We start from the raw sequence: 23,934 nt of genomic DNA on the forward strand, positions 1-23,934 counted from the left end.
TGAGCATCAGGAATCCCGTCCGCCACGGCTCCGCTTGGAGGTGCGGCGACGCTTCCGCAGCACAAACCGATTGCTGGGCTTGTTGCGTTTGCGGGTTTTCAGGCCCAGGGCAGGTTTGCCCCAGGGTGTGACAGGACCGGAGCGGCCGATCGGAGCCCGGCCTTCACCACCACCGTGGGGGTGATCGCACGGGTTCATCACACTGCCGCGCACCTGGGGACGGCGCCCGAGCCAGCGGGTGCGACCGGCCTTGCCGAGGCTGGTGTTGCGCACTTCAGCGTTGCCCACTTCGCCAAGAGTGGCGAAGCACTCACGGCGAACCAGCCGAACCTCGGTGGAGGGCAGCTTGAGGGCGACGTAGTCGCCTTCCTTTGCCATCACCTGGGCGCTGGCACCGGCGGTACGCACCATCTGACCGCCACGCCCTGCATAGAGCTCGACGTTGTGGACGCTGGATCCGAGAGGAATGGCCGAGAGCGGCAGGGCGTTGCCCACTTCGATCGGGGCTTCGGGGCCCGATACGACCGTCTGGCCCACTGATATTCCGGCGGGAGCCAGGATGTATCGCTTCTCACCGTCGGTGTAGAAGAGCAGCGCCAGCCGCGCGTTGCGGTGGGGGTCGTAGTGGATGGCGGCCACCCGGGCGACCACGCCGGTTTTGTCACGGCGGAAGTCAACGAGGCGGTAGAGGCGCTTGTGGCCGCCACCCCGATGGCGACAGGTGATCACACCGCGGTTGTTGCGACCTTTCTGGCGGTGTTTGGCCACCACGAGCGAACGCTCGGGACGCCGCTCAGTGACTTCGCTGAAGTCGCTGGAGGAGCGGCCGCGGGTGCCGGGGGTGTAGGGGCGGTAATTGCGGATTGCCATAACGATTCAGACCCCTCAGGCCTCTGGGAACAACTGGATGGCATCGCCAGGGGCGAGGCGCACCACGGCTTTCTTCACCTGGGCACGCTTGCCGGCGAAGCGCCCGACCCGCCGGCTGCGGCGAGGGGGATTCATGGTGCTCACCCCGACCACGTGCACATCAAAGAGATGTTCGACGGCAGCCTTGATGTCGGGCTTGGCGGCCCGGGGATCCACCTCAAATGTGTACTGGTTGAGTTCCAGGGCACGGGTGGCTTTTTCGGTGATCAGCGGCTTGCGGATCACATCCGCCAGCCGGCCATTGAAACGTTCAGTCATCGCCGTAGATCTCCTGAATCTTCGCCAGTGCCTCTTCGCTCAACACCAGCACATTGGCGTGGAGCAGGTCGAACACGTTGAGCTGATCAGCGGCGATCAGCTTCACCTTCTCAAGGTTGCGCACCGAGCGGCGAACCACGTCGCTGGGGGCATCGATCACGAGCAGCACCTTGCTGCCCGCCGGCACCTGCCAGCGCTCCAGGGCCGCCACGATCTCCTTGGTTTTGGGAACCTCAAGATCGGCAGCGAAGCCTTTGACCACCAGGATGTCTGCGGCGCGGCTGATCAGGGCCGTGCGCAGAGCCAGACGACGTTCCTTGCGGTTCATCGCCAGGGTGTAGCTACGTGGCTTGGGCCCGAAGATCACACCACCACCAGGGCGCAGGGGGGTGCGAATCGAGCCCTGCCTGGCCCGGCCCGTGCCCTTCTGCTTATAGGGCTTGCGTCCACCACCACGGACCTCCGCCCTGGTGAGGGTGCTGGCGGTGCCCTGACGGGCATTGGCCAGCTGCCTGACCACCGCCCTGTGCACCAGGTCGGCTGCGGATGATTTCTTGGCGACTTTCAGATCAAGGCTGGCCTCGCCGGCCTCCTTTCCCTGCCAGTCGCGAATAACACAATTCACCATCTGATTTCTCCTCAGTTCGCGGCCTTAGCGCCGACCCGCAGGGCGGGACGGATGCTGAGCAGGGCGCCGGGCTTGCCGGGCACCGAACCCTTCACCACCAGCAGGTTGCGCTCATGGTCCACCTTGAGAATGGTGAGGCCGCGGGTGGTGATCTGCTTGCCGCCGTAGCGGCCCGCCATGCGTTTGCCCGGATAAACCCGACCCGGCGTGGTGCCGGCGCCGGTGGATCCGGGTTCGCGATGGTTCTTGGAGCCGTGGCTCATCGGACCCCGACTGAAGCCATGGCGTTTCTGGTAACCGGAAAAGCCCCGGCCGACCGTGTCGCCGCTGACGTCCACCTTCTGTCCGGCTTCGAAGGCCTCGACTGTGATGGAGGCGCCAAGCTCGAGGCCGTCAAGGGACTCCAGCCGGTATTCCTGCAGGTGACGCAGCAGCTCGTCGCCTGACTTGGCCAGGTGACCGGCCGCAGGTTTGTTGACGAGCTTCTCGCGGATCTCACCAAAACCGATCTGAGCGGCGCTGTAGCCGTCGGTGGCAAGAGTTTTGAGTTGGGTGATGCGGCAAGGACCAGCCTCGATCACGGTGACCGGGATGGATTTGCCGTTGGGGTCGAAAAACTGAGACATGCCCAGTTTCTTCCCAAGGATGCCGAAGGACATAGGAGGGAGAAACGCCAGCAGGACAGTGGCGCGCACAGGTGCGAACCACTTGGTACTGAATCGTGCAGTCGCGCTTGGCCAGAAACCTGGACCCTGAGCCGCTGGGAAGCGGGAGATCCGGGGCGGTTTCGGCTGGGCTAGCGGTTGGCGAAACAGTTGGCTGGGACTTGTCCGCGCCTGCTGGGCAAGGCGGCAGTATCCCGGCGGTCAGGCATTGCGCGGAGCAAACCGGCAAGCCTGGCCGCACTGGCCAGAAGAGATCGTCGCCAGCGACGATCCCGCGCACAGATCCGGAGGCCCGGCTAGCGGTCGGGCGCAGATCAGATGCACAAGCGAACACCATACTGCATGGCTCGAGGCCAGAGCCTTCTCTCCCCTGTCAGACTTCCGCTAACAGTTCTGAAGCTGCCCCATGCCTCTGCTGCTCTCAGGTCGCCGCTTCCGTCAGGACCTGGAGAAGGCCGGCGCCCTCGCCCTTTATGCACCCCTGGAAGGAGGTGCTGAAACCCGACTGCTTCGCCGCCTGCGCGCAGCAGGCTACGGCGCTCAGATCACTTCGGCCCGGGGCCTGGGCGACCCCGAGGTCTTCCTGTTCCAGAGTCATGGGGTTCGGCCGCCCCACCTCGGTCATCAAAGCGTTGGCCGCGGGGCCGCCGTGGGTGAGGTGCAGCGGGTGATGCCCCAGTTGGGGGCCTTGCTGGAGGGCATCAAGCCCATGGTGTTGTGGTTGCTGGAGGCTCAAGTGCTCTCCTCGGCGGAGCTGCAGTCGCTCTGTGCGCTTACCCGGCGCGAGCCCCGGCTGAAGATCGTGGCGGAGCTGGGCGGCTCCCGCAGTCTGCGCTGGACGCCCCTGGAGGAGATGGTTGCCGCCTGAGCAGGCTCTGGCCTGCGGTCGCTGGGTCAAGTTGATCTGCGGGGCCAGCAATCAGGATCTCGCTTCCATCGAAGACCTCTGCGGGCTCTACGCCCTTGCTGGGGTTCACTGCATTGACGTGGCCGCTGATGAAGCCGTGGTGGCTGCCGCCCGCCGGGGCCTGCGCTGGGCTCGTGAGCAGCGGCCTGAGCTGAGTACCCCCTGGCTGATGCTCAGCCTCAGCGACGGCGACGATCCCCACTTCCGCAAGGCATGGTTCGATCCCAGCCGTTGTCCGACCGACTGCCCCAGGCCCTGCGCCCGTGTCTGCCCGGCAGAGGCGATCCCGACCGGGGCCGGTGTGACCAGGGAGCGCTGCTACGGCTGTGGCCGCTGCTTGCCCGCCTGTCCCCACGGACTGATCGAGGCCCAGAGTCATGGGCTCGAAGCATCGGCAGTGCCGGAGCTCCTGGCTCGCCTGCGCCCGGATGCGGTGGAGATCCACACCTGCCTGGGCCGGGGAGAGGCCTTCGCCCGGCGCCTGGAGCAGGTGGCGGCCTCGGGCCTGCCCTTGCGGCGGCTGGCCGTGAGTTGTGGTCTTGAGGCCGGTGCGGCTGCCACTGGCGCCCCCCCTGACGCCAGCCCGGCGACCCTGGCCAGCGAGCTCTGGCAGCGGTTCGGCCTGCTGCGACGCCATCGCTTCAAGCCCCTCTGGCAACTCGATGGCCGCCCGATGAGTGGCGATGTGGGCGATGGCACGGCCCATGCCGCCGTCAACCTGCTGCTCGCCCTGCGCCGGCTGGCGCCCCCGGGGCCTCTGCAGCTCGCGGGCGGAACCAACGGCCGCAGCCTGCCCCTGCTGCGCCAGCGCAGCGGTGGCGCTCAGGCCGCCCGGACTGCCGCCGCCGGGGTGGCCTTCGGTGGTCTGGCCCGCCGGCTGCTCTCTCCGCTGGTACTGGAGGCGGAGCGCCGTGGCCGGCGTCTGCTCGATGAGCCTGCCCTCTGGCCCCAGGCCCTGGAGCTGGCGCAGGAGCTTGTCTCCCCCTGGCTGGCCGCCGATGGCTAGAACGTCGATTCAGATGGGCCGTGTCCATGCCCAGTCCAAGCGTTGCTGCCATTGCCGCGGCTGCCCGGCCAATCACCCCGCAGCGGATCACTGACGATCTCGACCGCCTGCTGGAGGTGTTGCCCGAGCGTGTCGCTGAAGCGCTGGCGAGCCCGATCAGCCGTGATCAGTTGCTGGAGGTGGTGCTCGACCTGGGCCGTGTACCCGAAGCTCGCTATCCGGGCCGAGCCCAGCTGCTGGATCATCGGCCGATCGAGCGGTCCGATCTTGCGGCGGTGGTGCAGCGGCTCGGGTCCTTCGGTGGCGACAACCGGGCCGGTATCGAGCGCACCCTGCATCGAATCAGTGCGATCCGCAACCGGGGTGGGGAGGTGGTCGGGCTCACCTGCCGGGTGGGCCGGGCTGTGTTCGGCACGGTGGCGATGGTGCGCGACCTGCTGGACAGTGGCCAGTCGTTGCTGCTGATGGGACGGCCCGGTGTGGGCAAGACCACGGCCCTGCGGGAGATCGCCCGGGTGCTGGCCGACGACCTGGAGCGGCGGGTGGTGGTGATCGACACCAGCAATGAGATCGCCGGCGACGGAGACATTCCCCATCCCGCCATCGGCCGGGCCAGACGCATGCAGGTGGCGAGGCCTGAGCAACAGCATCAGGTGATGATCGAGGCGGTGGAAAACCACATGCCCGAGGTGATCGTGATCGATGAGATCGGCACAGAACTCGAGGCCCAGGCTGCCCGCACCATTGCCGAGCGTGGCGTGATGCTGGTGGCCACAGCCCACGGCAACGAGCTGGCCAACCTGATCAAGAACCCCACCCTGGCCGATCTGATCGGGGGCATTCAGTCGGTCACCCTGGGGGATGAGGAGGCCCGCCGGCGTGGTTCCCAGAAGACGGTGCTCGAGCGCTGCGCCGACCCCACCTTCCCCCTGGCGGTGGAGATGCACAGCCGCAGCCGCTGGCTGGTACACCGCGACGTGGCCCGCACCGTTGACCAGCAGCTGCGTGGGCAGCCGGTCCGTCCCCAGGTTCGTGAGCTGGGCAGCGACGGCCTGCTGCGCCTCGATGATCCCGATCCCGGTCTTCGCTCTCCCCCCCGGATGCCGCGGCGTGGCCCGCTTCTGGCTGGGGACCGCGCAGCCCCAAGTCCATCCCTGGCACCCGTGCCCCTGCCCGATCCGGAGCTGCTCCCGCCCCATCGCCGCTCGACACCACCCTCCCCTGCGTCCCCTCCCCTGCGCCTCTACTGCTGCGGGGTCAGCCCTCAGTTGCTGGAGCAGGTGGTGCGCAGCCGTCAGTTGCCCGTGCAGCGCGTCAGCCAGGTGGAGGATGCCGATGCGGTGCTCAGCCTGCGCCAGCAGCTGGGTCGCGAACCCCAGGTACGCAGCCAGGCCCTTGAGCGTCATGTGCCGATCCTGGTGATCAAGGCCGACACCCTTCCCCAGATCCAACGCGGTGTGGAGAGGCTGTTGCGCCGTCGCGGCGGAGACGGGGCGGCAGCATCGACGAGCCCTGCCAGCGCCCCTGATGACGCCCATGGCGCCATGGAGGAATGCCGTCTGGCGGTGGAGCAGGTGGTGCTTCCCCATGGCCGGCCGGTGGAGCTGTTGCCCCGAAGTCCTTCAGTGCGCCTCATCCAGGCCGATCAGGTGAATGGTTACGGCCTGCGCAGTGCCGAATTCGGCAGCGGCGACCTGCGGCGGCTGCGGGTCTTCCCTCCATGAAACGGCCGGGCTGCGGTAGGCAGGTTCGCCGCCGGCATTCAGAGATTGACGAAGGACGGCCCGCTGTGGGTAACTAACAGGGCAACCGGTAAAGCGACCGACCAACCTGTATCCATCCACATGGATCGATTGGATTGGAAGGCCGCCACTGGAGCTTTGGGCCGTCGCCAAGTGGTAAGGCAGCGGGTTTTGGTCCCGCCATTCCTAGGTTCGAATCCTAGCGGCCCAGTTCTGAGAGATCCCTGCGTGACCCCCGGCCCGCTGCTGGTGTTCGATTTCGATGGCGTCCTCGTCGACGGCATGGCGGAGTACTGGTGGGCAGCTCGCCAGGCGGCCCTGAGGCTGCGGCCGGACCTCACCCTTCCCGAGCAGGCTCCCGTTGCCTTCGCCCGGCTGCGCCCGCTGATCCACAAGGGCTGGGAGATGGTGCTGGTGGCCGCGGAGCTGTCCCGCAGCTCCAGCGACCTCACCGCCCCGGGTGCGGCCTACGACCAGGCCCTGGCTCCAGCGCTGGCCCACTGGGGCTGGAGCCCCGAGATCTTGCAGACGGCCCTCGAAGAGGTGCGCCGGCAGGCCATTGAGGCCGATCGTCTTCATTGGCTGGCGCTGCACCGGCCCTACCCCGGAGTGCCGCAGCGGCTGCGGGCCCTGGCGGCGGAGGCGGCCGACTGGGCCGTGCTCACCACCAAGGGCGGCGCCTTCGCCCGGGAGCTGCTGACGGCCCACGACCTCGTTCCCCTGTACACCTTCGGCCACGAGGACGGCAGCAAGCCCGAGGTGCTGCTGCGCCTGCGCACGCTGCAGCGGCCGCTCTGGTTCATCGAGGACCGCCGGTCCACGCTCGAGGCGGTGCGCTCCACCGCTGGACTGGAGGCGGTGCGCTGCTTCCTGGTGAGCTGGGGTTACCTGGGGCCCCACGATCTGATTGCTTTGCCCGAGGGGCTGGCGGTGCTGGAGCCTGCGGCCTTCGCGGCCCCCTTGGCTACGTGGCCCTGATCCGCTAGCGTACGCCTGTACTAATTTGAGTTACCCGGCGTCAGGGGCCTGCTGCCGCTGTTTTGCCACCGCCTTGATACATCCATCGGCTTTGGTGGCACCTGTAGCTGTGAGGCCGCACGGCGACATCCCCCAGGGTCCGTCCCTTTCCGGCCCGTTCCTTCGTTTTCTTCTGACCATGCCTGTCGACCCCAAGAGCACCGACCTCAGGTCGGCCCAGCCCCGCTCCTCAAGCGCGTCAGCGGCCGGCGCAGCTGAGCGCGACAAGGCCCTCAACCTGGTGCTCGGCCAGATCGAGCGCAACTTCGGCAAGGGCTCGATCATGCGCCTGGGGGATGCCTCCCGGATGCGGGTTGAAACGATGTCCACCGGTGCCCTCACTCTCGATCTTGCCCTGGGCGGCGGGTATCCCAAGGGCCGGGTGGTGGAGGTCTATGGGCCAGAGAGTTCCGGCAAGACCACCCTCACCCTCCATGCCATCGCCGAAGCGCAGCGCCGTGGCGGGGTGGCCGCCTTTGTGGATGCGGAGCATGCGCTCGACCCGGTTTATGCCGCTGCCCTGGGTGTTGATATTGAAAATCTGCTGGTGTCCCAGCCCGATACGGGTGAAATGGCACTGGAGATCGTCGATCAGCTGGTGCGCTCCGCCGCCGTCGATATCGTTGTTGTCGACTCGGTGGCTGCTCTCACTCCGCGGGCTGAGATTGAGGGTGAAATGGGTGATCTTGCCGTCGGCAGCCAGGCCCGCCTGATGAGCCAGGCGATGCGCAAGATCACCGGCAACATCGGCAAGTCGGGTTGCACGGTGATCTTTCTCAACCAGCTGCGCCAGAAGATCGGCGTCACCTACGGCAACCCTGAAACCACCACCGGCGGCAACGCCCTCAAGTTCTATGCCTCGGTGCGGCTCGATATCCGTCGCATCCAGACCCTCAAGCGCGGCACGGAGGAATACGGCATCCGCGCCAAGGTGAAGGTGGCCAAGAACAAGGTGGCGCCCCCGTTCCGAATCGCCGAGTTCGACATTCTCTTCGGCCGTGGCATCAGCACCCTGGGCTGTGTGCTTGACCTGGCCGAGGAAACCGGTGTGGTGGTCCGCAAGGGTGCCTGGTACAGCTACGGCGGTGACAACATCGGTCAGGGCCGCGACAACACCATCACCTGGTTGGAGCAGAACCCGGAGCAGAAGGAGCTGATCGAGGCCGAGGTCCGGCGGAAGCTCACCGATGGTGCTGATGTGACCGCCAATTCGCTCAAGCCACTGGCAGCGGCGGCCGCCAAGCTCGCCGCCACGAGCTCGAGCGCTTCGTCTGTCTCGGAATCCACCGAATCAGCCATGGAGCACGGTGCTGATGCTCTGGAGCCTGCTGTCAGCTGAGATCAGGCAGGCGAAGCACAGCTCAGATCAGCGGAACCTCAAGCCTGCTGGCCTCGGGATCTTGCCCGGTGGCCGCAGGAGTTGGGGCGGACGGTTGAGAGTCCTGCAGGAAGGTGGCAACCCGCTGCAGTTCCTGGATGGCCTCGGCGCCTTCGAGCTTCACAAGTTCGCAGCCGTTGCGAGATTCCACCCAGCTGATCCCGAAATCGGAGACGAGAAAGCGCACCATGTGAGCGTCTCCGAGGTCGGCCACGAATGAGGCACCATGGCCATCTCGGCCATCACCGCAGACGTAGCAGGTGGCTACCAGTCCTTTGCGCTGCAGGCTGCTGGCCAGGGCCTGCAGGCTCATCACCAGGTCGAGCACTACGGAGCGGTATTGCTCAGCGAGGCGGGGAAACATCGGTCAGCTCAGGAATTGGGGTGATCCTAAGGTTTTCTTCCACTTTCTGCCACGGCTGAAGGCTGGTGTGGGCAAAGGCGCACCCGCTCAATCGGAGAGGGTCCACCAGCCGACAGATGGTCCGATGAAGCGGACTGTGACCCAGAACAGCACCAGGGCTGCAATGCCCACCCAAGCCCCCTGGGTGGAGACCTGAACAAAGCGGTCTGCCTGGCGGCGGGTCAATGGCAGCCAAGGGGCCAGCCGCGGGGAGGTGTCCTTGGCGGAGCTGGGGTTCTTCTGCGGCCCCCGGGGCGGTAAACCCTGTTCCGAGCGGCGTTTGGCCTCTCCCATGCTTCCCGGCGACATCCTGGCTGGCACCAGGCTACGGGCATCGCTGGGGTCACTTGATCCTGTCGTGTTCAGAGCGGTAACAATCTGTTCAGTGCCACCCATGGCTCCAGGGCGCTGAGCACCTGGTGCCCCCAGCTGCGGCTGCGCAGGCGACCGTCCAGCACCGCCAGCCGCCCGCCGCCCCGGCGCAGCCCCGCCAGCGCCAGCTGGAGACGGGTCATGGCCTCCGGCAGCAGCAGTTCTCGGAACCAATCGCGGCCAGCCTGGCGCAGCCGGTTGACCCGTGCTGCCGTGAGTGGGTCTTCGAGGCTGGCGATGGGCAGTGGCCCGACGATCACCTGGCGCGGCATCGGCAGCCGCCCCTGGTGGTCCAGCCACCACTGCCAGCCGCAGCAGATCACTCCGTTGCTCTCGGGTGCGGTGGTTTCATGTCCTACCCGCCGGCCGAACTCCGCCGCCAGGGCGCTGGCGAGGCTGAGCCGCTGGGAATGCTCATCCACCAGCACGATCGTCAGGCCGCTCTGGCCCAACACCAGTCGCCGGCAGTGATCGAGCAGATGGGTGCCGAAGTGCGGGCTGTTCGGGAAGGGTTGGCCCAGGGGGGCATAGAGCGGCAGCGGATCGGAGAGTGGTGGATCCGAGAGGTTCACATTCACCTGGGGATTGATGCCGGTCAAAGCGGCACTCCGCCCGAACTGACCGACCAGCACGACGCCGCGATTGTGGAGCAGGCCCTCCATGGCCTCCAGAGGTTCGAGCGGCTGGCGGTGCAGACGCCACTGCAGCAGCTGCCGGTCGACGCTGGCCCAGCTGGTCCAGCCGGGTCCAACAGCGGACCGCCAGAGTTGCCAGGCCTCCGGTAGGGGCCCCAGCAGCGCCAGCAGGTGCCGCAGAGGAGCTTCCTCCTCGGGACTGATCGGGACCAGGCCCGAGGGTGTGGGGGGATGGGCGAAGATTCGACGACTCATGCGCTCATGCAGCGCCAGCAGGCTGGGTTCGGCGCTGGGCAGAACCCGACGCAGCCGCTCCCAGTCGCCGTTGTCGATCGGACGGTCCAGGGCCAGGCGCAGTTGCTGGTGCAGCTGCTCGGCCTCAGGTACGACCAGTTGCCGCTCCGCTAGCTGGCCCTGGCGCCAGGCCAGCTCCAGCTCAGCGTGGTTCAGAAGCCAGAGGGGAGCCACCCCGGGGGCGCCCGCGGATCCTTCCCAGCAGGGCAGTTGCAGGCCCACGGTCTTCAGCCTGGGCATTTCCACCTGCTGCAGGCGTCGGCGCAGGGGGTCGCTGACCACTAGGGCGATCGCGGCTTCCCCCAGTGCCAGGGGCACAAGCAGGCCCACCAGCCAGTCGGGGTCGCTGCCCGGGGCCAGCCGCACAAGTGTGTGATCGGCGCGCCGCAGGCTGCGGGCCACAAGCCGGCTCATGGTCAGGTGGTGCGGCCAGCGGATGCCGCCCTCCTGGCGCAGGAGCTGCTTGAGCTGCTGGTGGGCGCGGGCTTCCAACATCGAGGAATCGTAGGAAGGTGGAGCCAGTGGGCCGTACCAGCGATGACAACCCTCTGGCATGAACGACCGGTGGGAGTGGTGGGCCTGGGCCTGATCGGCGGCTCGATCGGCCTTGACCTGATGGCACTGGGCGTTGAGGTGCGCGGCCTGGTTCATCGCCCGGCCACGGCGGAGCGAGCACGGCAGCGGGGCCTGGCCAGCCAGGTGAGTACGGATCCGGCGGTGCTCAAGGGCTGCGCGATGGTGCTGCTGGCTCTGCCGCTCGATCAGTTGCTGGAGCCCTCGCCTGATCTGCTGGCGGCCCTGCCGAAGGGGGCGGTGATCGCCGATCTGGCCTCGGTGAAGGCACCGGTGCTGGCGGCCTGGGAGTCGCTCGTTCCCCACTTCGTGGCTACCCACCCGATGGCCGGCACGATCGCGGCCGGGGTGGAGGCTGGTCTGCCGAACCTGTTTCGCGGCCGGCCCTGGGTGGCTACCCCAACGCTTCAGACCGACCCCGCAGCGCTGGAGCAGGTTCGCGCCATGGCAGTTGCCCTCGGGGCCCAGTGGCTGGTGTGCGACGCCCAGGACCACGACCGGGCCGTGGCCCTGATCTCCCACCTGCCGGTGCTCGTGGGCGCCGCCCTGCTGCGGGCGGCGGAGCATGGGGCAGAGGCGTCGTCCAAGGCGGCTTTGCCCCAACTGGTGCGTGCCCTGGCCTCCAGCGGCTTCGCCGACACGACCAGGGTGGGCGGCGGCAATCCGGAGCTGGGCACCTTGATGGCGCAGAGCAACCGCGCCGCCTTGGCCGAGGCGCTTGGCTACTACCGCCAGGCCCTCGACGGCCTTGAAGGTCTTCTTGAGCAGCACGACTGGGACGGACTGGGGCGGGAACTGGAGGCCTGCCGGGACCTGCGGCCTGAGTTTCTCTGACCCCCTGGCCTGGGGCCATGGCTGCTGGAGTTCAGGGCAGTTCCAGGTTTCTGCCCCGAGCCTGCAGCAGTTGTCTGCTGGCCATCAACGCCGAGAGGGTCACTCCTGCGGTGCCCTCTCCCGGGTGGATGCTGTCGCCGCACAGCCAGAGCCCCGGCAGGGGGGTGCGACTGGCCAGACCGAAGGGTCCGAAGCGGGATGGGTGCTGTCCCAGCCCGCCCACGAAGCCGAAGGGCCGCCCGGTCCAGCGGGCAAATCCCCGCGGCGTTGCCAGTTCCCCGTGGCGCCAGGCCGTGGCGTCCAGCCCCAGGTTCCGCTCCAGGCTGGCCTGGATCTGGGTCATGGCCTGACGCTTGGCCTCCGCATAGGCCTCTCTCTCCATATGCATCCAGTGGCGTGCCGGGGTGAACACGCTGGCAATCACCGTGGCCTGCCCCGCCGGCGCTCGCCCATCCCCCTCACGGCTCACCGAAACGAACAACGAACCGGGATCGCTGCAGTCGATCTGCAGATGGGCTGGACACTCCGCTGGCAGCAGGGCCCGCTCGACGGCGCCATAGAACACCAGTGCCCCGCTGGGGTCGGGGAAGCTGCTGATGCGCTGGCGGTAGGCCGCAGGCATCGCCTCCCCCAGCAGATCAGCCAGGGCCTGGGGGGGCAGTGACACCACCACATCACGGCTGCAGCTCGAGAAGGGGCGCCCGCCTGCCTGCGTCCCACGCACCCACCAGACTTTGGGTCCCGCCGCTTTCAGGCTCGTCACCCGATGGCTGAGCAGTAATTGGCCGCCCTGGGCCGCCAGGGCGGTTTCGAGCCTTTCACTCAGGGCCTGCATCGAGCCCTGGAGGTGCCACAGGCCCAACGGTGCCTGGGCCATGGACAGCACGCTGGCGCCGTAGAGGGCAGCGGTGCCCTCGGCCGGTTCCTGCGAGTAAAGGCGCAGCTGCAGATCCAGGAAGCGCCGCAGGCGCTGATCGCTGCCGCAACCGCTCAGGCACAGCAGGTCGGACACGCTTGCGAGGATCAGGGTCCCGCAGGCGAGATTGGCTGGTCTCAGTGCCCCCAGCAACTGCCCCAGGTCCCAGAGGGTGCGGGGTGGCAGCACCGGATCGCGCCGGGCGAATGACCAGTTGGCCTCATGCAGGACTGCGCACAGGCTCCAGAAGCGCTCACTGCCGGGGAACTGCCGCTGGCGCTCCTGGCGCCAGCGCTCGGGATCCCGCCACAGCTGGATTGGCGGCTGGCCGTCACAGAGATCCACCACACAGCCTGGGTCGAGTGGACTGGCCGCAGGCGTCTCGACCCCCAGATGTTGGAACAAGCGCTCGTGGATGCCGCCAGGTTCCAGCCCCGCCACCTGGGTGGCCCCCACATCAAAGACATATCCACTGCGGCGAAAGGTGCCTGCACAGCCCCCCGTCTGACTGTGGGCCTCCAGCAGCCGCACCGAGAGTCCCTCCCGGGCCAGCAGCGCTGCAGCGGTCAGCCCCGCGATGCCGCCGCCGATGACCGTCACATCCAGCAGCGGTGCATCCGTGGAGGAGGAATCCCTGGCTCGGGAATCAGCGGGGGAGGGACTGACGGCCAAGTGCTGGGCGGCAGGAACGGCGGGCATGCTGGCAGGCGTGGCATGGCCTGCGATGCGCGAACCCTGGGTGAGTTGGCTGGAGGAGACCCTCGGCCAGGAGGTGGAGCGCTGCCGGCCCGTGGCTGGCGGCTGCAGTCACCGTGCCTGGGCCCTGGAGCTCGCCGGTGGCGGCCGGCTGTTTGCCAAGACGAACCTGGCCAATCAGCTGCCCGTACTGGAGGCGGAGATGGAGGGTCTCCTGGCGCTGGCCTCGGCAGCCGGAGCTGAGCTGGTGGTGCCCAGGCCCATGCACTGTGCCCTGGCGGGCTCCGAGGCACTGCTGGTGATGGATTGGTTGGACCTGACCTCTGGTGGACCAGGATTGGGAGTTACCGGAGCCGGTACTGCCGAGGCCGCCCTGGCCTGGGAGTCGGCTGGGGCTGCACTGGCACGGTTGCATCGCCGCAGTTCCGCCTCCGGCTCGCCCGGCTTCGGATGGCAGCGTGACAACTTCATCGGCAGCGCCACTCAGCGCAATCGCTGGAGCCAGGACTGGGGAAACTTTTTCAGCGAGCAGCGCCTGGGCCCGCAGTTGAAGCTCGCCGAGCGCTCGGGCCGTTTGCTGAGGGGAAGCCGGAGGTTGCTGGAGCTCACTCCAGAGTGGCTGAATGGCCATGGGGCCGTTCCCTGCCTGGTGCATGGCGATCTCTGGGGAGGAAATGCCGCCCGGATGGCCCCCAGTTCAATCACCCCGGGCTCAGCCGGGGTGGCCCTGTTTGATCCCGCCGTCTACTGGGGGGACCGGGAAGTGGACCTGGCCATGGCCCAACTCTTCGGAGGATTCCCGCCGGTTTTCTTCAGCGGCTACGACGGGGAATGGCCCAGGCCCGCTGGCCATTCCCTGAGGTGCCGTCTTTACAACCTCTACCACTTGCTGAACCACGCCAACCTGTTCGGTGGTGGCTACTGGGGGCAGGCCCAATCCCTGATCGCCGGGCTTTTGGACTGAAAGCCGGGTTCCTGGCCGTGAGGTTCCGACAGAGTGGTTCTGGCGATAGCCGCTTCAGCCCAGGTATTCCTGGCGCAGGGTCTGAAAGCGGGACATCACGCCAGCGCGCTTCTCGCTGGTGCTGAGGTTCTTCCAGCTCCATTGGCCGACCACCACCAGGCCGAGGAGCTCCAGCAGGCCTGGCACCACCGGCAGCAGGTTGATGGTGTCGAGCACCCCTTTGATCAGCACCTGGGCCACGATCACAGCAAGCAGGATGCCGACACCCTTGCCGATCCGGCTGATCTGCGACCAGTCCACCTGATCCAGGGTCTGATTGACCTTGGAGAGGATCTCGCCGTAGCGCTCGCTGAAGTTGGCGCCAGCTTCGCTCTCCGCCCATGATGTGCCTGCCTCGCTGGTCTTCGGCTCCTGTTCGGTGGTTGCGTCGCTCATCAATGGGGTGGCGATGGTGTGAGAGTCAAGGGCTCAAGGTATCGGCATGGGCAGCGACTGGCCAGACCGGCTTGTGGTTGATTCGCATCAGCTGACCGTTCTGCGGGCCGTGCTGGCTGCCGTGGCCCCCCAGGAGGGCTGCGCCTTGCTGCTGGGTCACCCCGCTGGCGCGTGCCCGGGAGCCCCTGCCGCTGCCAGTCTTCGGTTCACCTGGCCTTGCCTGAACGTTTGGCCGCAGTGCGAGCAGCGCTGTGAGCGTTTCGCCATCGACCCCCGCGAGCAGTTGATGGCCCAGAAGTGGGGACGGCAGCGCGGCTGGCAAGTGCTGGGCACGGCCCATAGCCATCCCAGCTCGGCGGCGATTCCCTCCCTCACCGATTGCGCCTGGGCCTTCGCTCCGGCATTGATGCTGATACTCGGCGCCTCAGGGGAACTGCGCGCCTGGTGGATCGCGGACTTGCCCGGTGATTCCTCCGTCCTGCCGGCTGCGCGGGAACTGGCGCTGGTCCTATCGGCGCTCAGGCCATCAGCGGGGGGCGAGGATTTGGGAGAGTAGGTAGAGGGCCGCCGCACGCGGTCCCTTCTGCGGCCCACGGCCTTCTTGCCCATGCTTCCCCCCGACATCAGCGGCGTCCAGCTCAGTCCCGACGAGGTGGCGCGTTTTTCCCGCCATCTGATCCTGCCGGAAGTTGGCATGGCCGGGCAGAAGCGCCTCAAGGCCGCTTCCGTGCTCTGCGTGGGCACCGGGGGGCTTGGCTCCCCGCTTCTGCTGTACCTGGCCGCCGCCGGCGTGGGCCGCCTGGGCATCGTCGACTTCGACGTGGTGGATCACTCCAACCTGCAGCGCCAGGTGATCCACGGCACCAGCTGGGTGGGCAAGCCCAAGATCGAATCGGCCAAGGCGCGCATCCTCGAGATCAACCCCCACTGCCAGGTGGATCTCTACGAGACTGCGCTCACCAGCGAGAACGCGCTCGAGATCATCGAGCCCTACGACCTGGTCTGCGACGGCACCGACAACTTCCCCACGCGCTACCTGGTCAACGACGCCTGCGTGTTGCTGGGCAAGCCCAATGTGTACGGCTCGATCTTCCGCTTCGAGGGCCAGGCCACGGTGTTCAACCTGGATACCGAAAGTCCCAACTACCGCGATCTCTTCCCTGAGCCACCGCCACCGGGAATGGTGCCCTCCTGCGCCGAGGGCGGTGTGGTGGGGGTACTGCCAGGCATCATCGGCGTGATCCAGGCCACCGAGGCCGTGAAGATCATCACCGGCATCGGCACCACTCTCAGTGGCCGCCTGCTGCTCTTCGATGCGCTGGCCATGAAGTTCAGGGAACTGAAGCTGCGGCCCAACCCCGAGCGGCCGGTGATCGACAAGCTCATCGACTATCAGGAGTTCTGCGGTGTGGGCGGCACGGCGCCGGGCCAGGAGGAGGCCGGCAGTGTGCCCAGCATCACCGTGGCCGAACTCAAGACCGTGATCGACGGCCAGCTGGAAGACATCCTGCTGCTGGATGTGCGCAACGCCCCTGAAGCCGACATCGCCGTGATCCCTGGATCGGTGCTGATGCCCCTTGATCGGATCGAGAGCGGTGAGGCGATCGAGGATGTGCGCCGGCTGGCCCAGGGAAAACGTCTATATGTTCACTGCAAGCTTGGTGGCCGCAGCGCCAAGGCCCTGCTGGCCCTTGGTCGCCATGGCATCGAAGGGGTGAACGTGAGTGGTGGCATTCAGGCTTGGAGTGAGCAAGTTGACCCTGCCGTGCCGATCTATTGAGTTTCTGGGACTCCATTCCACGCTGCGGGCTGAATGGTCAGCCCGCTCAGTAGTCCACCCCCCGCTTGAGGTCGACGCCCCGCTCGGCGTAATGCTTGTGGCATACCATCTCGGAATGCACGCTGGCCAGATCGAAATAGGCGGGGGGATTTTTGCAGCGTCCAGTGATGATCACCTCCGTTTCCGCTGGTTTGCGCAGCAGGGTCTGCATGATCGGTTCAACCGGCAGCAGTTCCAGATCAACGGTGGGATTGAGCTCATCGAGGATCACGGTCTTGTAGAGCCCACTGGAGATGGCCGCCCGGGCGATTTCCCAGGCACGCTCAGCCTCCACATAATCAATGGGCTGCTGTTGGCCCCTCCAGACGATGGCATCGCGGCCGGAGCGGAGATGATCCACCAGGTGTGGGTAGCTTTCGCGGAGGGCCGCGATTGCCGCATCTTCGGTGTAACCGCTGCCGCCCTTGAGCCACTGCAGGATCAGCACACGATGGCTCTTGTCCTGGCTGATGCCCCGGCCGATCGCCTGCAGGGCCTTGCCCAGGGCACTGGTGGATTTTCCCTTGCCTTCGCCGGTGTAGATCTCGATGCCGGCGATGCCGGCGCTGTCGTTGGCCTCGCGCCGGTGAGCCCGCATTTCGGAGTGCAGGTCGGCGAGCTGCACCAGTGACCGCGGCGCGCCCCGGCCGGTGACGATCACCTCCATGCCCGCCGGCTTGGCCGCCAGGGTGCGCACCACCTCGTCCACCTCCAGCAGGCCGAGGTCGAGCACCGGGCTGAGTTCATCCAGCACCACCACCGAATAGAGGGCGCTGGCGATGGCACCCCGGGCGATGTCCCAGCCGCGCTGGGCCTCCTGGCGATCGAAGCGGGTGGCCTCCTGGGCGCTGAAATAGTCGCCGCGGCCAGTGCGCACCTGATCGATCAGGTGGGGGAAGCCCTGCTGCAGGGCCTCGATCGCCGCGTCTTCGTCGTAGGCGCGACCGGGCCCCTTGAGGAAGCGCAGCAGCAGGACCCTGGTGCGCTTGCGCTCGCAGATCCCAAGGCCGATGGTCCGCAAGACCACTCCAAGGGCCGCCTGACTCTTGCCCTTGCCGTCGCCGTCGTAGACGTGCAACTGACCATGGCTGCGCTCGTGGCTCCCGGAGGCCGTGCGGATGCCGATTGCGCGGGACGACGCACCGGAGGCCGCGCTGGAGGTCGGTGCCATGTCCTGGCCTTCTACGGTTGGATCCTAACGACCCCTGACCGAGGCCATGACCTCCCCGGCCCTCCATCCGCTGGTGGAATTTCTGCCACTGCCGCTGGAGCAGGCCCTCGGCAAGCTGCGTCAGAGCGTCAGGGAGCTGGGCTCCGTACTTGTGGCCTATTCCGGTGGTGTCGACAGTGCCCTGGTGGCGGCGATCGCCTCCGAGCAACTGGGCGATGCCGCCGAGGCGGCTACGGGGGTCTCGCCTGCCCTGGCGCCCCATCTGTTGCGGGAAGCCCGCTCCCAGGCGGCCTGGATGGGAATCCGGCATCGGGAAGTGGCCACCGGTGAACTGGAGGATCCCGCCTACAGCAGCAATCCCACCGACCGCTGCTATGCCTGCAAGCGCGAGTTGCATGGCCTTCTGGCCTCTCTCTCGGGCGGCGCCATCCAGGTGCTGGATGGGGTGAACCGCGACGATCTCGGCGATCACAGGCCAGGTATCCGTGCTGCCCGCGAGCGGGGTGTGCGCTCGCCCCTGGCCGAACACGGCCTCGACAAGGCAGCCGTGCGTCAGATTTCCAGGGCCCTGGGCTTCCCCTGGTGGGACAAACCGGCCCAACCCTGCCTGGCCTCCCGTTTTCCCTACGGCGAGCCGGTCACGGCCTCGCGCCTGCAGCGTGTTGCCGCTGCAGAAGACTGGCTGCGCCAGCGAGGAGTTCAGCAGCTGCGGGTGCGCTGTCAGGGGGCGACTGCCCGTGTGGAGGTTCCCGCCGACCAACTTGACTGTCTGCTCAGCTGGTTGCCGCGCCAGGACCTGGTGGAGGCGTTCAGATCGCTTGGTTTCGCCGCTGTCAGCCTGGATCTTGAGGGATTGATCAGCGGCAAGCTCAACCGTGAGGCGAGCATGAAGCCAGCAGCTCCGGGGCCACTGGCTTCAACCGGCCTCAGGCAGCCAGATCCAGAGGTTCCCTGATCTGCTCGCTGATCGAGTCAGGAGTTTCCCGGCGGAAACTCTTGAGATTGCGGCTGGCCGCCTCAAGCTCATCAGCAAGCACCTGACAAGCACGCTCGGGCATGGTGTGGTCACCGCAGGTGAACACGTCCACCGCTGCATAGCCCGACTCAGGCCAGGTGTGGATTGAGATGTGAGATTCAGCCAGCAGGGCCAGACCTGTGACACCCTGCGGTTCAAAGCGGTGGGTGATCAGATTGAGCAAAGTGGCGCCGGCACGTTTCGCTGCAGTCGTGATGGCGTCTCTGAGAAAAGCTTCGTCGTTGAGCTTTTTTGAATCGCAGTTGTAAAGCTCAAGGATGCAATGTTTCCCCACCATGTCGCTGGTCGTGGGGGGTTGGCTTTGAAAGCTCGGGGTGCTTTGGGCTCCACTCCATCCCGGGTTGGGGTGGAGGCAGGGCAGGCTCTGGGTCATCGAATGCGTGCAAGCAAGAGATCATCCTACGCATCCCTTCAGGTTTCTTACGGTTGCCCGGCCGAATCGACAATCTCCCCCCCGCAGATCTGCACCACCTGGGAGTCGCCCCCCTGCCAGTTGGCGCTGAACGACGTCAGGTGGGTGGCGCTCACCAGGCACTGGTGTCCTGTGCCAACCACCTCCAGAAGCAACTCCTGGCGGCGCGGGTCGAGTTCTGCCAGCACGTCGTCGAGCAGCAGCAGGGGCGGCTCACCCCAGAGCTGCTGCACCAGCTCCAGTTCCGCCAGTTTCAGGGCCAGCACAAGGGTGCGCTGCTGGCCGGCGGATCCGAACCGGCGGGCAGGCTCGTCCCCCAGCAGCATCGCCACCTCATCGCGGTGTGGGCCCACCTGGCAGGCTCCCAGTCGGCGCTCTTCCGGGCGCTGCCGCCGTAGTTGCTCCAGCAGGGCCTCCCGCCAGGGGAGCTCCGCTTCCTCCCCCTCCAGCTGGCTGCCAGCCTGATAGCGCAACTCAAGACGCTCACGACCGCCACTGAGCTGGACCTGCCAGGCTGCGGCCAGGGGTTGCAGGCGAGCCAGGGCACGGCGTCGGCGGCGGTGCAGGCGTGTACCGATCAGGGCCATCTGCTGATCGAAGGCGTCGAGGAGCGAGTGCAGCTGCTGTTCCCCCTGGCTCAGGCCGCGGCGTAGTAACTGGCTGCGCTGGCGCAGCAATCGGCCATAGCGAGCCAGTAGTTCCCCGTAGACCGGCTCCAGTTGCAGCACCACCCGATCGAGCCACTGGCGCCGCAGGGCGGGCTCCCCCCGCACCAGCTCCAGGTCGAGTGCACTGAAGCCAACGCAGCGCAGGGGGCCCACCAGATCAAGCTGGCGCTCCAGGACCTTGCCATTGCGGCGGGCCTGGCGCCCACCCTGGCGCCTCACCTCCAGTTCGAGCTCAAGTTGATTCAGCCCAGGCGCTGGCAATGGTGCTGAAGGGGTGTCGCCTTCGCCGCACCAGCCACGCACCAGCGCCCGGCTCTGACCATGGCGGATCAGGTCGCGGTCGTGGCCGCTGCGATGGGAGCGCAGGCTGCCGAGAAGCTCCACCGCCTCAAGCAGGTTCGACTTGCCCTCCCCGTTGGCGCCGATGACCAGCAGACGTGGCTGGCAGAGCTCAAGGGAGAGCTGGGCGTAGTTACGAAAATCGAGCAGCTCCAGGCGATGCAGCCGAATGGGTCAGGAGCGGCGTGCGGGTAAGCTACGACCACCGGGCCAGGGATGACCTCCCCGCTCGGGCATGTAGCTCAGTTGGATAGAGCGTCAGATTCCGGTTCTGAATGTCGGGGGTTCGAGTCCCTCCATGCTCGTTTCATTCGGCTCCCTGGGTGTCACCCTCGGCTGTGGTGAGCACCAGACCCATGGCGCGGATCCCACCTGGGTCGACCATGAAGCCATGCTGTTGAAGGGCTGAGAGAGCCTCAGGTGGAGCTGCCACTGAAATGCTGCAACCACTCAGTTCGCGGCGCAGGCGGCTGAGGGCGCCGTGCACCAGCACCGCCAGCACCGTGGACCGATGGGGATCCGCCGGCCAGGCCGAGAGATCCCAGAGGTTGGCATTGAGGGCCTGATCGCTGGTGGCCCGCACGAAGCCCACCAACCGTCCCTGCGGATCCCGCACACAGAGTTGCCAGGCGCTGCGCTCCAGCACCAGGGCCAGCCGCTGCTCATCACGCTGCGACTCGCCGCAGGCCATCAGCAAGCTGTTCAACTCCCCGGGCTGGGGGGGCTCTGCCTCCGTTCGATAGCCCTCGGGCAGTCGTGGGGCGGGCGGTTGGCTGCGGAAGGGAATCAAACGCGGTTCAACCGGTGTTGCGCATGCCCGCGGCGATGCCGTTGATGGTGAGCAGGGCGCCGCGCAGCAGTTCGCTGCGGCTGTAGGTGCGGCCATCCTGGCCATCGCCGCTGCTGGCTTCGCTCATCGGCGGTTGCCGGTTCTGGTCGCGCAGTCGCCGCAACAGGGCCACCTGCAGATAGCCGAGCGGCACGATCGTCTGGTTGCGCAGGTCGACCGAGAGCTGCAGGGCTGGATCGCCATCCAGCAGGCGGCCGTGACCGGAGATCATCAGCACCAGATCCCGAGTGAGTTCGAACTCGGCCGCGATCACCTGGAAGATCTCCTCAAAGGCTTCGCGGTGGCTGGGGCGACCCAGGGCCTGCACATAGTGATGAGCCAGGTCGAGATCCACCTTCGAGAGGGTCATCTCCACTTTGGAGATCAGCATGCGGAAGAAGGGCCAGCGCTGGTAGAGCAGACGCAGCAACTCCAGCTGGCCGGGATCATCGTCGAGTTCCTCCTGCAGGGCTGCCCCCACACCGAACCAGCTGGGCAGAAGGAAGCGGCTCTGGGTCCAGCCGAACACCCAGGGGATCGCCCGCAGGCTGGAGAGATCCTTGGCTCCACTCTTGCGGCGGGCTGGGCGGCTGGAGATCTGCAGTTTGCTGATCTCCTCGATCGGTGTGACCTGCTGGAAGAAGGCCACCAGATCTGGATTTTCATGAACCAGGCGCCGGTAGTGCACCCGGGAGCGGGCTGCCAGGCGGCCCATCAGTTCGTTCGTGGTGGGGGTGTCATCGACGTTGGTGCTCACCAGGCTGTTCTGCAGCACCGCGGTGGTCACCGTTTCGAGGTTGTAGAGCGCCAGCTCAGGCAAGGAGTACTTCGAGGCCAGCACCTCACCCTGCTCGGTGATCTTGATGCGGCCGTTGAGGGTGCCACTGGGCTGGGCCAGGATCGCCTGGTAAGCAGGGCCCCCGCCCCGTCCCACCGAGCCGCCCCGGCCGTGGAAGATGCACAGGGCCACATCGTGCTCTGAGGCCAGTCGCTGCAATGCGATCTGGGCCTTGTGAATTTCCCAGTTGCTGGAGAGGAAGCCCGAATCCTTGTTGCTGTCGGAGTAGCCGAGCATCACCTCCTGCAGGGGCTTGTCGGATTCGGCGCTGCTGGCCAGCAGCGCCCTGTAGAAGGGCTCCGAGAAGACGCGCTGCATCACCGCCGGAGCCCGCTGCAGATCCTCCACCGTTTCGAACAGGGGCACCACCAGTAACTGGGTCTGCACCGCCTTGGGGTCCACCAGACCGGCCTCCTTGGCGAGCAGCATCACCTCCAGCAGGTCGGAGACCGTGTGGGCCATCGAGATGATGTATGTGCGGCAGATGCGGGGACCGAATTCCTGCTGAAGCCGCTGCAGCATGCGGAACACCGCGAAGGTTTCGTCGGTGGCCGGGCTCCATCGGGTCGCGGGCGGGAGCAGGGGGCGGCGGGTCTGCAGTTCCTGCAGCAGCCACTCAACCCGCTGTTCCTCCTCCATCTCCCCGTAGGGAATGGGCAGTTGCAGGTAGCGGGTCAGTTCGTCGAGGGCATCGCTGTGTCGGGTGCTCTCCTGGCGGATGTCGAGGCTGGCCAGACTGAAGGCGAAGATGTGGACCTGGCTGAGCAGGGTCTGCAGTGGTTCACAGCTGAGGCCTGTGGTTTCGAGGCTGTCGCGCAGCAGCTCCAGGTCTTGGCGAAGCTCGTTCACCGAGCCGTAGTGCAGTTCGGGCGGGGCAGCGGCCATGGGCCCGGTGCCCGTGCTCAACACCGCCGGGCCGGCGCTGTCGCAGGGGGATTCCCAGCCGGCTTCTGCCAGCTGCTTGTTGCGCTGGTGGGTGAGGCGCAACCGTTCGACGATGTAGCTGAGCTTGAGGCGGTAGGGCTCGAGCCGGTAACGGGCGGCCCGCTCCTCGTAGATCTCCGGGAACCGCAGCCGGTCCATCTCCAGGGACTCCAGCAGGGGGGCGCTCACCTGGGACCACTGCATCGAGATGCTGAGCTGGTCGCGCAGGCCCTGCACCGCCGTGATGTAGCGCTCGATCATCAGCTGGCGCTGATAGCAGGCGGTGCGCCAGGTGATGTCGGGAGTGACGGAAGGGTTGCCATCGCGGTCGGAGCCCACCCAGGAACCGAAGGTGCAGAAGGCGTCACGTGGGGCCTCCACATCCGGGTAACTGGCGGCGAGGGCATTGAGGATGCGCTGGCGCAGCAGCGGCATCGCGTCAAAGAGAACCTGCTGGAAGTAGTGGAGGGCGTAATCGACCTCATCGAGCACAGAGGGCTTGAACTGGTGCAGCTCGTCGGTGCGCCACCACAGCCGGATCTCCTCTTCCAGCTGCAGCCGCAGGCTGCGCTCGTCATGCAGTTCTGATGGGCTGTCCTGCTGCAGGCGGTGGATCAGTGCTGCCACCCGCCGCTGTTTGTGGCGCACGGTGTGGCGCACGATCTCCGTGGGGTGGGCCGTGAACACCAGCCGGATATCGAGTTCCCGCAGCAGGTTTTCGATCTGGGCAGGTGGAACGTTCAGTCCGCGCAGGCGGGTGAACAGCTCCCGGAAGGTGGCCGGATCGGTCTGGCTGGCCAGCGGTGGGGCGAAGGGGTCGGGCCTGGAGGGAGTGGACGCCTCCTGCAGACTGGCCAGGTAGCTGTCTTCCTCGATGTGCTGCTCGAGGATGTTCACCAGCTGGAAGTAGAGGGAAAAGGCGCGGGCCGCGGCGATCGCCTCCGAGAGGTCCATTTCCCGGATCAGCTGCACGATGGAGGCCGTGGTGTCGACCGTTCCGTCGGCAGCTTCCGAAGGGTCGCTCAGCTGCTTGAGTCGCAGCAGCCGCTCGGCCTGATCGGGCGGACACTCGCTGAGCAGGACCGTTTGCCAGAGATCTTCCACCAGTTCCAGCCGCTCTCCGAGCAGCCGGGTGACACGGGGGGCTGGAGCCGTGGAAACTGCCTGGGCGGCCTGGGCCAGTACGGCGGATGGGGCGGACAGGGGCTGCCGCATGGGGGCCGGCGCAGGCGAGGAAGGCTCCAT

24 protein-coding genes and 2 tRNA genes are annotated in these 23,934 nt (G+C 66.8%); 12 read left to right on the forward strand and 14 right to left on the reverse strand.

Features of this window, described 5'->3' with window-relative positions; translation table 11 throughout:
- Positions 1–6: 6 nt before the first annotated feature.
- From rplB to rplC, 4 genes are read right to left on the reverse strand one after another with little or no spacing between them, the layout of a single operon-like run.
- Positions 7–870, reverse strand: coding sequence for a 50S ribosomal protein L2 (gene rplB / locus KBY77_RS07225; protein WP_255102865.1), 864 nt, complete (start codon positions 868–870; stop codon positions 7–9).
- 15 nt (positions 871–885) lie between these two features.
- On the reverse strand, positions 886–1,188 hold the full coding sequence (locus KBY77_RS07230) for a 50S ribosomal protein L23 (RefSeq protein ID WP_094555099.1): 303 nt from the start codon (positions 1,186–1,188) through the stop codon (positions 886–888).
- The gene (gene rplD / locus KBY77_RS07235; protein ID WP_255092212.1) at positions 1,181–1,816 is read right to left on the reverse strand and encodes a 50S ribosomal protein L4; all 636 of its coding nucleotides are present in this window, start codon (positions 1,814–1,816) and stop codon (positions 1,181–1,183) included. The genes KBY77_RS07230 and rplD overlap by 8 nt, the downstream gene beginning before the upstream one ends.
- Before the next feature lie 11 nt (positions 1,817–1,827).
- Complete coding sequence (gene rplC, locus KBY77_RS07240; protein WP_255102913.1) at positions 1,828–2,475, reverse strand: 50S ribosomal protein L3; 648 nt, start codon at positions 2,473–2,475, stop codon at positions 1,828–1,830.
- Positions 2,476–2,887: 412 nt separating this feature from the next.
- On the opposite strand from rplC, the gene KBY77_RS07245 reads away from it, so the two are divergent.
- The 6 genes from KBY77_RS07245 to recA all read left to right on the forward strand — a co-directional run bounded on the left by KBY77_RS07245 (position 2,888) and on the right by recA (position 8,492).
- Complete coding sequence (locus KBY77_RS07245; protein WP_255102866.1) at positions 2,888–3,349, forward strand: NAD(P)H-quinone oxidoreductase subunit N; 462 nt, start codon at positions 2,888–2,890, stop codon at positions 3,347–3,349.
- Positions 3,339–4,394, forward strand: a complete 1,056-nt coding sequence (locus KBY77_RS07250; RefSeq protein WP_255102867.1) for an LdpA C-terminal domain-containing domain — start codon at positions 3,339–3,341, stop codon at positions 4,392–4,394. Before KBY77_RS07245 ends, KBY77_RS07250 begins: the two co-directional genes overlap by 11 nt.
- Positions 4,395–4,420: 26 nt before the next feature.
- Positions 4,421–6,118 (forward strand): AAA family ATPase, encoded by a 1,698-nt coding sequence (locus tag KBY77_RS07255; RefSeq protein WP_255102868.1) that lies wholly within the window; start codon positions 4,421–4,423, stop codon positions 6,116–6,118.
- A 157-nt stretch (positions 6,119–6,275) separates the two neighbouring features.
- Positions 6,276–6,347 (forward strand) — tRNA-Gln (locus KBY77_RS07260).
- Between the two features lie 17 nt (positions 6,348–6,364).
- Positions 6,365–7,114, forward strand: a complete 750-nt coding sequence (locus tag KBY77_RS07265; RefSeq protein WP_255102869.1) for an HAD family hydrolase — start codon at positions 6,365–6,367, stop codon at positions 7,112–7,114.
- Positions 7,115–7,292: 178 nt separating this feature from the next.
- On the forward strand, positions 7,293–8,492 hold the full coding sequence (recA, locus tag KBY77_RS07270) for a recombinase RecA (protein WP_255102870.1): 1,200 nt from the start codon (positions 7,293–7,295) through the stop codon (positions 8,490–8,492).
- Positions 8,493–8,514: 22 nt separating this feature from the next.
- Here recA and KBY77_RS07275 read toward each other — a convergent pair whose 3' ends face one another.
- The 3 genes from KBY77_RS07275 to KBY77_RS07285 all read right to left on the reverse strand — a co-directional run bounded on the left by KBY77_RS07275 (position 8,515) and on the right by KBY77_RS07285 (position 10,730).
- Complete coding sequence (locus KBY77_RS07275) at positions 8,515–8,895, reverse strand: DUF1815 family protein (protein ID WP_255102871.1); 381 nt, start codon at positions 8,893–8,895, stop codon at positions 8,515–8,517.
- Between the two features lie 87 nt (positions 8,896–8,982).
- Entirely contained in the window at positions 8,983–9,228 is a 246-nt protein-coding gene (locus KBY77_RS07280; RefSeq protein WP_255092413.1) for a DUF2839 domain-containing protein, read from the reverse strand.
- A gap of 68 nt (positions 9,229–9,296) precedes the next feature.
- Positions 9,297–10,730, reverse strand: a complete 1,434-nt coding sequence (locus tag KBY77_RS07285) for a helicase (RefSeq protein WP_255102872.1) — start codon at positions 10,728–10,730, stop codon at positions 9,297–9,299.
- Between the two features lie 42 nt (positions 10,731–10,772).
- On the opposite strand from KBY77_RS07285, the gene KBY77_RS07290 reads away from it, so the two are divergent.
- Entirely contained in the window at positions 10,773–11,642 is an 870-nt protein-coding gene (locus tag KBY77_RS07290; RefSeq protein WP_255102873.1) for a prephenate/arogenate dehydrogenase, read from the forward strand.
- Between the two features lie 31 nt (positions 11,643–11,673).
- On the opposite strand, the gene crtD is transcribed toward KBY77_RS07290, so the two are convergent.
- Positions 11,674–13,257 carry a C-3',4' desaturase CrtD gene (crtD, locus tag KBY77_RS07295; protein WP_255102874.1) on the reverse strand — a complete coding sequence of 528 codons (1,584 nt, stop codon included), beginning with the start codon at positions 13,255–13,257 and terminating at the stop codon, positions 11,674–11,676.
- 25 nt (positions 13,258–13,282) lie between these two features.
- Here crtD and KBY77_RS07300 point away from each other — a divergent pair, with 25 nt between their 5' ends.
- Complete coding sequence (locus KBY77_RS07300; protein WP_255102875.1) at positions 13,283–14,218, forward strand: fructosamine kinase family protein; 936 nt, start codon at positions 13,283–13,285, stop codon at positions 14,216–14,218.
- Between the two features lie 54 nt (positions 14,219–14,272).
- Here KBY77_RS07300 and KBY77_RS07305 read toward each other — a convergent pair whose 3' ends face one another.
- Positions 14,273–14,653: a CAAD domain-containing protein gene (locus tag KBY77_RS07305; protein WP_255102876.1), complete on the reverse strand. Its 381-nt coding sequence runs from the start codon at positions 14,651–14,653 to the stop codon at positions 14,273–14,275.
- 46 nt (positions 14,654–14,699) lie between these two features.
- Here KBY77_RS07305 and KBY77_RS07310 point away from each other — a divergent pair, with 46 nt between their 5' ends.
- Complete coding sequence (locus KBY77_RS07310; RefSeq protein WP_255102877.1) at positions 14,700–15,209, forward strand: M67 family metallopeptidase; 510 nt, start codon at positions 14,700–14,702, stop codon at positions 15,207–15,209.
- Positions 15,210–15,260: 51 nt separating this feature from the next.
- Positions 15,261–16,433, forward strand: a complete 1,173-nt coding sequence (gene moeB, locus KBY77_RS07315) for a molybdopterin-synthase adenylyltransferase MoeB (protein WP_255102914.1) — start codon at positions 15,261–15,263, stop codon at positions 16,431–16,433.
- A 46-nt stretch (positions 16,434–16,479) separates the two neighbouring features.
- Here moeB and KBY77_RS07320 read toward each other — a convergent pair whose 3' ends face one another.
- A complete protein-coding gene (locus tag KBY77_RS07320; protein WP_255092198.1) occupies positions 16,480–17,643 on the reverse strand; it encodes a cob(I)yrinic acid a,c-diamide adenosyltransferase in 1,164 nt (387 codons plus the stop codon).
- A 46-nt stretch (positions 17,644–17,689) separates the two neighbouring features.
- Between KBY77_RS07320 and larE the strand changes: the two genes are divergently transcribed.
- Entirely contained in the window at positions 17,690–18,598 is a 909-nt protein-coding gene (gene larE, locus KBY77_RS07325; RefSeq protein WP_255102878.1) for an ATP-dependent sacrificial sulfur transferase LarE, read from the forward strand.
- Here larE and speD read toward each other — a convergent pair.
- Together speD and recF are read right to left on the reverse strand one after the other, a co-directional pair.
- The gene (gene speD / locus KBY77_RS07330) at positions 18,570–19,052 is read right to left on the reverse strand and encodes an adenosylmethionine decarboxylase (protein WP_255102879.1); all 483 of its coding nucleotides are present in this window, start codon (positions 19,050–19,052) and stop codon (positions 18,570–18,572) included. The genes larE and speD overlap by 29 nt on opposite strands.
- Before the next feature lie 47 nt (positions 19,053–19,099).
- Positions 19,100–20,248, reverse strand: coding sequence for a DNA replication/repair protein RecF (recF, locus tag KBY77_RS07335; RefSeq protein ID WP_399212442.1), 1,149 nt, complete (start codon positions 20,246–20,248; stop codon positions 19,100–19,102).
- An 81-nt stretch (positions 20,249–20,329) separates the two neighbouring features.
- Between recF and KBY77_RS07340 the strand changes: the two genes are divergently transcribed.
- Positions 20,330–20,403, forward strand: a tRNA-Arg gene (locus KBY77_RS07340).
- 2 nt (positions 20,404–20,405) lie between these two features.
- Here KBY77_RS07340 and KBY77_RS07345 read toward each other — a convergent pair.
- Positions 20,406–20,804 (reverse strand): N-acetyltransferase, encoded by a 399-nt coding sequence (locus KBY77_RS07345; protein WP_315856468.1) that lies wholly within the window; start codon positions 20,802–20,804, stop codon positions 20,406–20,408.
- Between the two features lie 91 nt (positions 20,805–20,895).
- Complete coding sequence (ppc, locus tag KBY77_RS07350; protein ID WP_255102881.1) at positions 20,896–23,904, reverse strand: phosphoenolpyruvate carboxylase; 3,009 nt, start codon at positions 23,902–23,904, stop codon at positions 20,896–20,898.
- Between the last annotated feature and the right edge of the window lie 30 nt (positions 23,905–23,934).

Source organism: Synechococcus sp. Cruz-7E5 (assembly GCF_024345995.1).
Classification (GTDB): domain Bacteria; phylum Cyanobacteriota; class Cyanobacteriia; order PCC-6307; family Cyanobiaceae; genus Regnicoccus_A.

Bases quoted from the DNA above. Each gene is read 5' to 3' on its own strand.
- ppc (WP_255102881.1), bottom strand. From the start codon at position 23,904: ATGCGGCAGCCCCTGTCCGCCCCATCCGCCGTACTGGCCCAGGCCGCC.
- KBY77_RS07245 (WP_255102866.1), top strand. From the start codon at position 2,888: ATGCCTCTGCTGCTCTCAGGTCGCCGCTTCCGTCAGGACCTGGAGAAG.
- recA (WP_255102870.1), top strand. From the start codon at position 7,293: ATGCCTGTCGACCCCAAGAGCACCGACCTCAGGTCGGCCCAGCCCCGC.
- KBY77_RS07305 (WP_255102876.1), bottom strand. From the start codon at position 14,653: ATGAGCGACGCAACCACCGAACAGGAGCCGAAGACCAGCGAGGCAGGC.
- KBY77_RS07280 (WP_255092413.1), bottom strand. From the start codon at position 9,228: ATGGGAGAGGCCAAACGCCGCTCGGAACAGGGTTTACCGCCCCGGGGG.
- KBY77_RS07275 (WP_255102871.1), bottom strand. From the start codon at position 8,895: ATGTTTCCCCGCCTCGCTGAGCAATACCGCTCCGTAGTGCTCGACCTG.
- KBY77_RS07310 (WP_255102877.1), top strand. From the start codon at position 14,700: ATGGGCAGCGACTGGCCAGACCGGCTTGTGGTTGATTCGCATCAGCTG.
- KBY77_RS07300 (WP_255102875.1), top strand. From the start codon at position 13,283: ATGCGCGAACCCTGGGTGAGTTGGCTGGAGGAGACCCTCGGCCAGGAG.
- KBY77_RS07255 (WP_255102868.1), top strand. From the start codon at position 4,421: ATGCCCAGTCCAAGCGTTGCTGCCATTGCCGCGGCTGCCCGGCCAATC.
- crtD (WP_255102874.1), bottom strand. From the start codon at position 13,257: ATGCCCGCCGTTCCTGCCGCCCAGCACTTGGCCGTCAGTCCCTCCCCC.
- rplB (WP_255102865.1), bottom strand. From the start codon at position 870: ATGGCAATCCGCAATTACCGCCCCTACACCCCCGGCACCCGCGGCCGC.
- KBY77_RS07290 (WP_255102873.1), top strand. From the start codon at position 10,773: ATGACAACCCTCTGGCATGAACGACCGGTGGGAGTGGTGGGCCTGGGC.
- rplD (WP_255092212.1), bottom strand. From the start codon at position 1,816: ATGGTGAATTGTGTTATTCGCGACTGGCAGGGAAAGGAGGCCGGCGAG.
- KBY77_RS07285 (WP_255102872.1), bottom strand. From the start codon at position 10,730: ATGTTGGAAGCCCGCGCCCACCAGCAGCTCAAGCAGCTCCTGCGCCAG.
- larE (WP_255102878.1), top strand. From the start codon at position 17,690: ATGACCTCCCCGGCCCTCCATCCGCTGGTGGAATTTCTGCCACTGCCG.
- speD (WP_255102879.1), bottom strand. From the start codon at position 19,052: ATGACCCAGAGCCTGCCCTGCCTCCACCCCAACCCGGGATGGAGTGGA.
- KBY77_RS07230 (WP_094555099.1), bottom strand. From the start codon at position 1,188: ATGACTGAACGTTTCAATGGCCGGCTGGCGGATGTGATCCGCAAGCCG.
- KBY77_RS07320 (WP_255092198.1), bottom strand. From the start codon at position 17,643: ATGGCACCGACCTCCAGCGCGGCCTCCGGTGCGTCGTCCCGCGCAATC.
- rplC (WP_255102913.1), bottom strand. From the start codon at position 2,475: ATGTCCTTCGGCATCCTTGGGAAGAAACTGGGCATGTCTCAGTTTTTC.
- moeB (WP_255102914.1), top strand. From the start codon at position 15,261: ATGCTTCCCCCCGACATCAGCGGCGTCCAGCTCAGTCCCGACGAGGTG.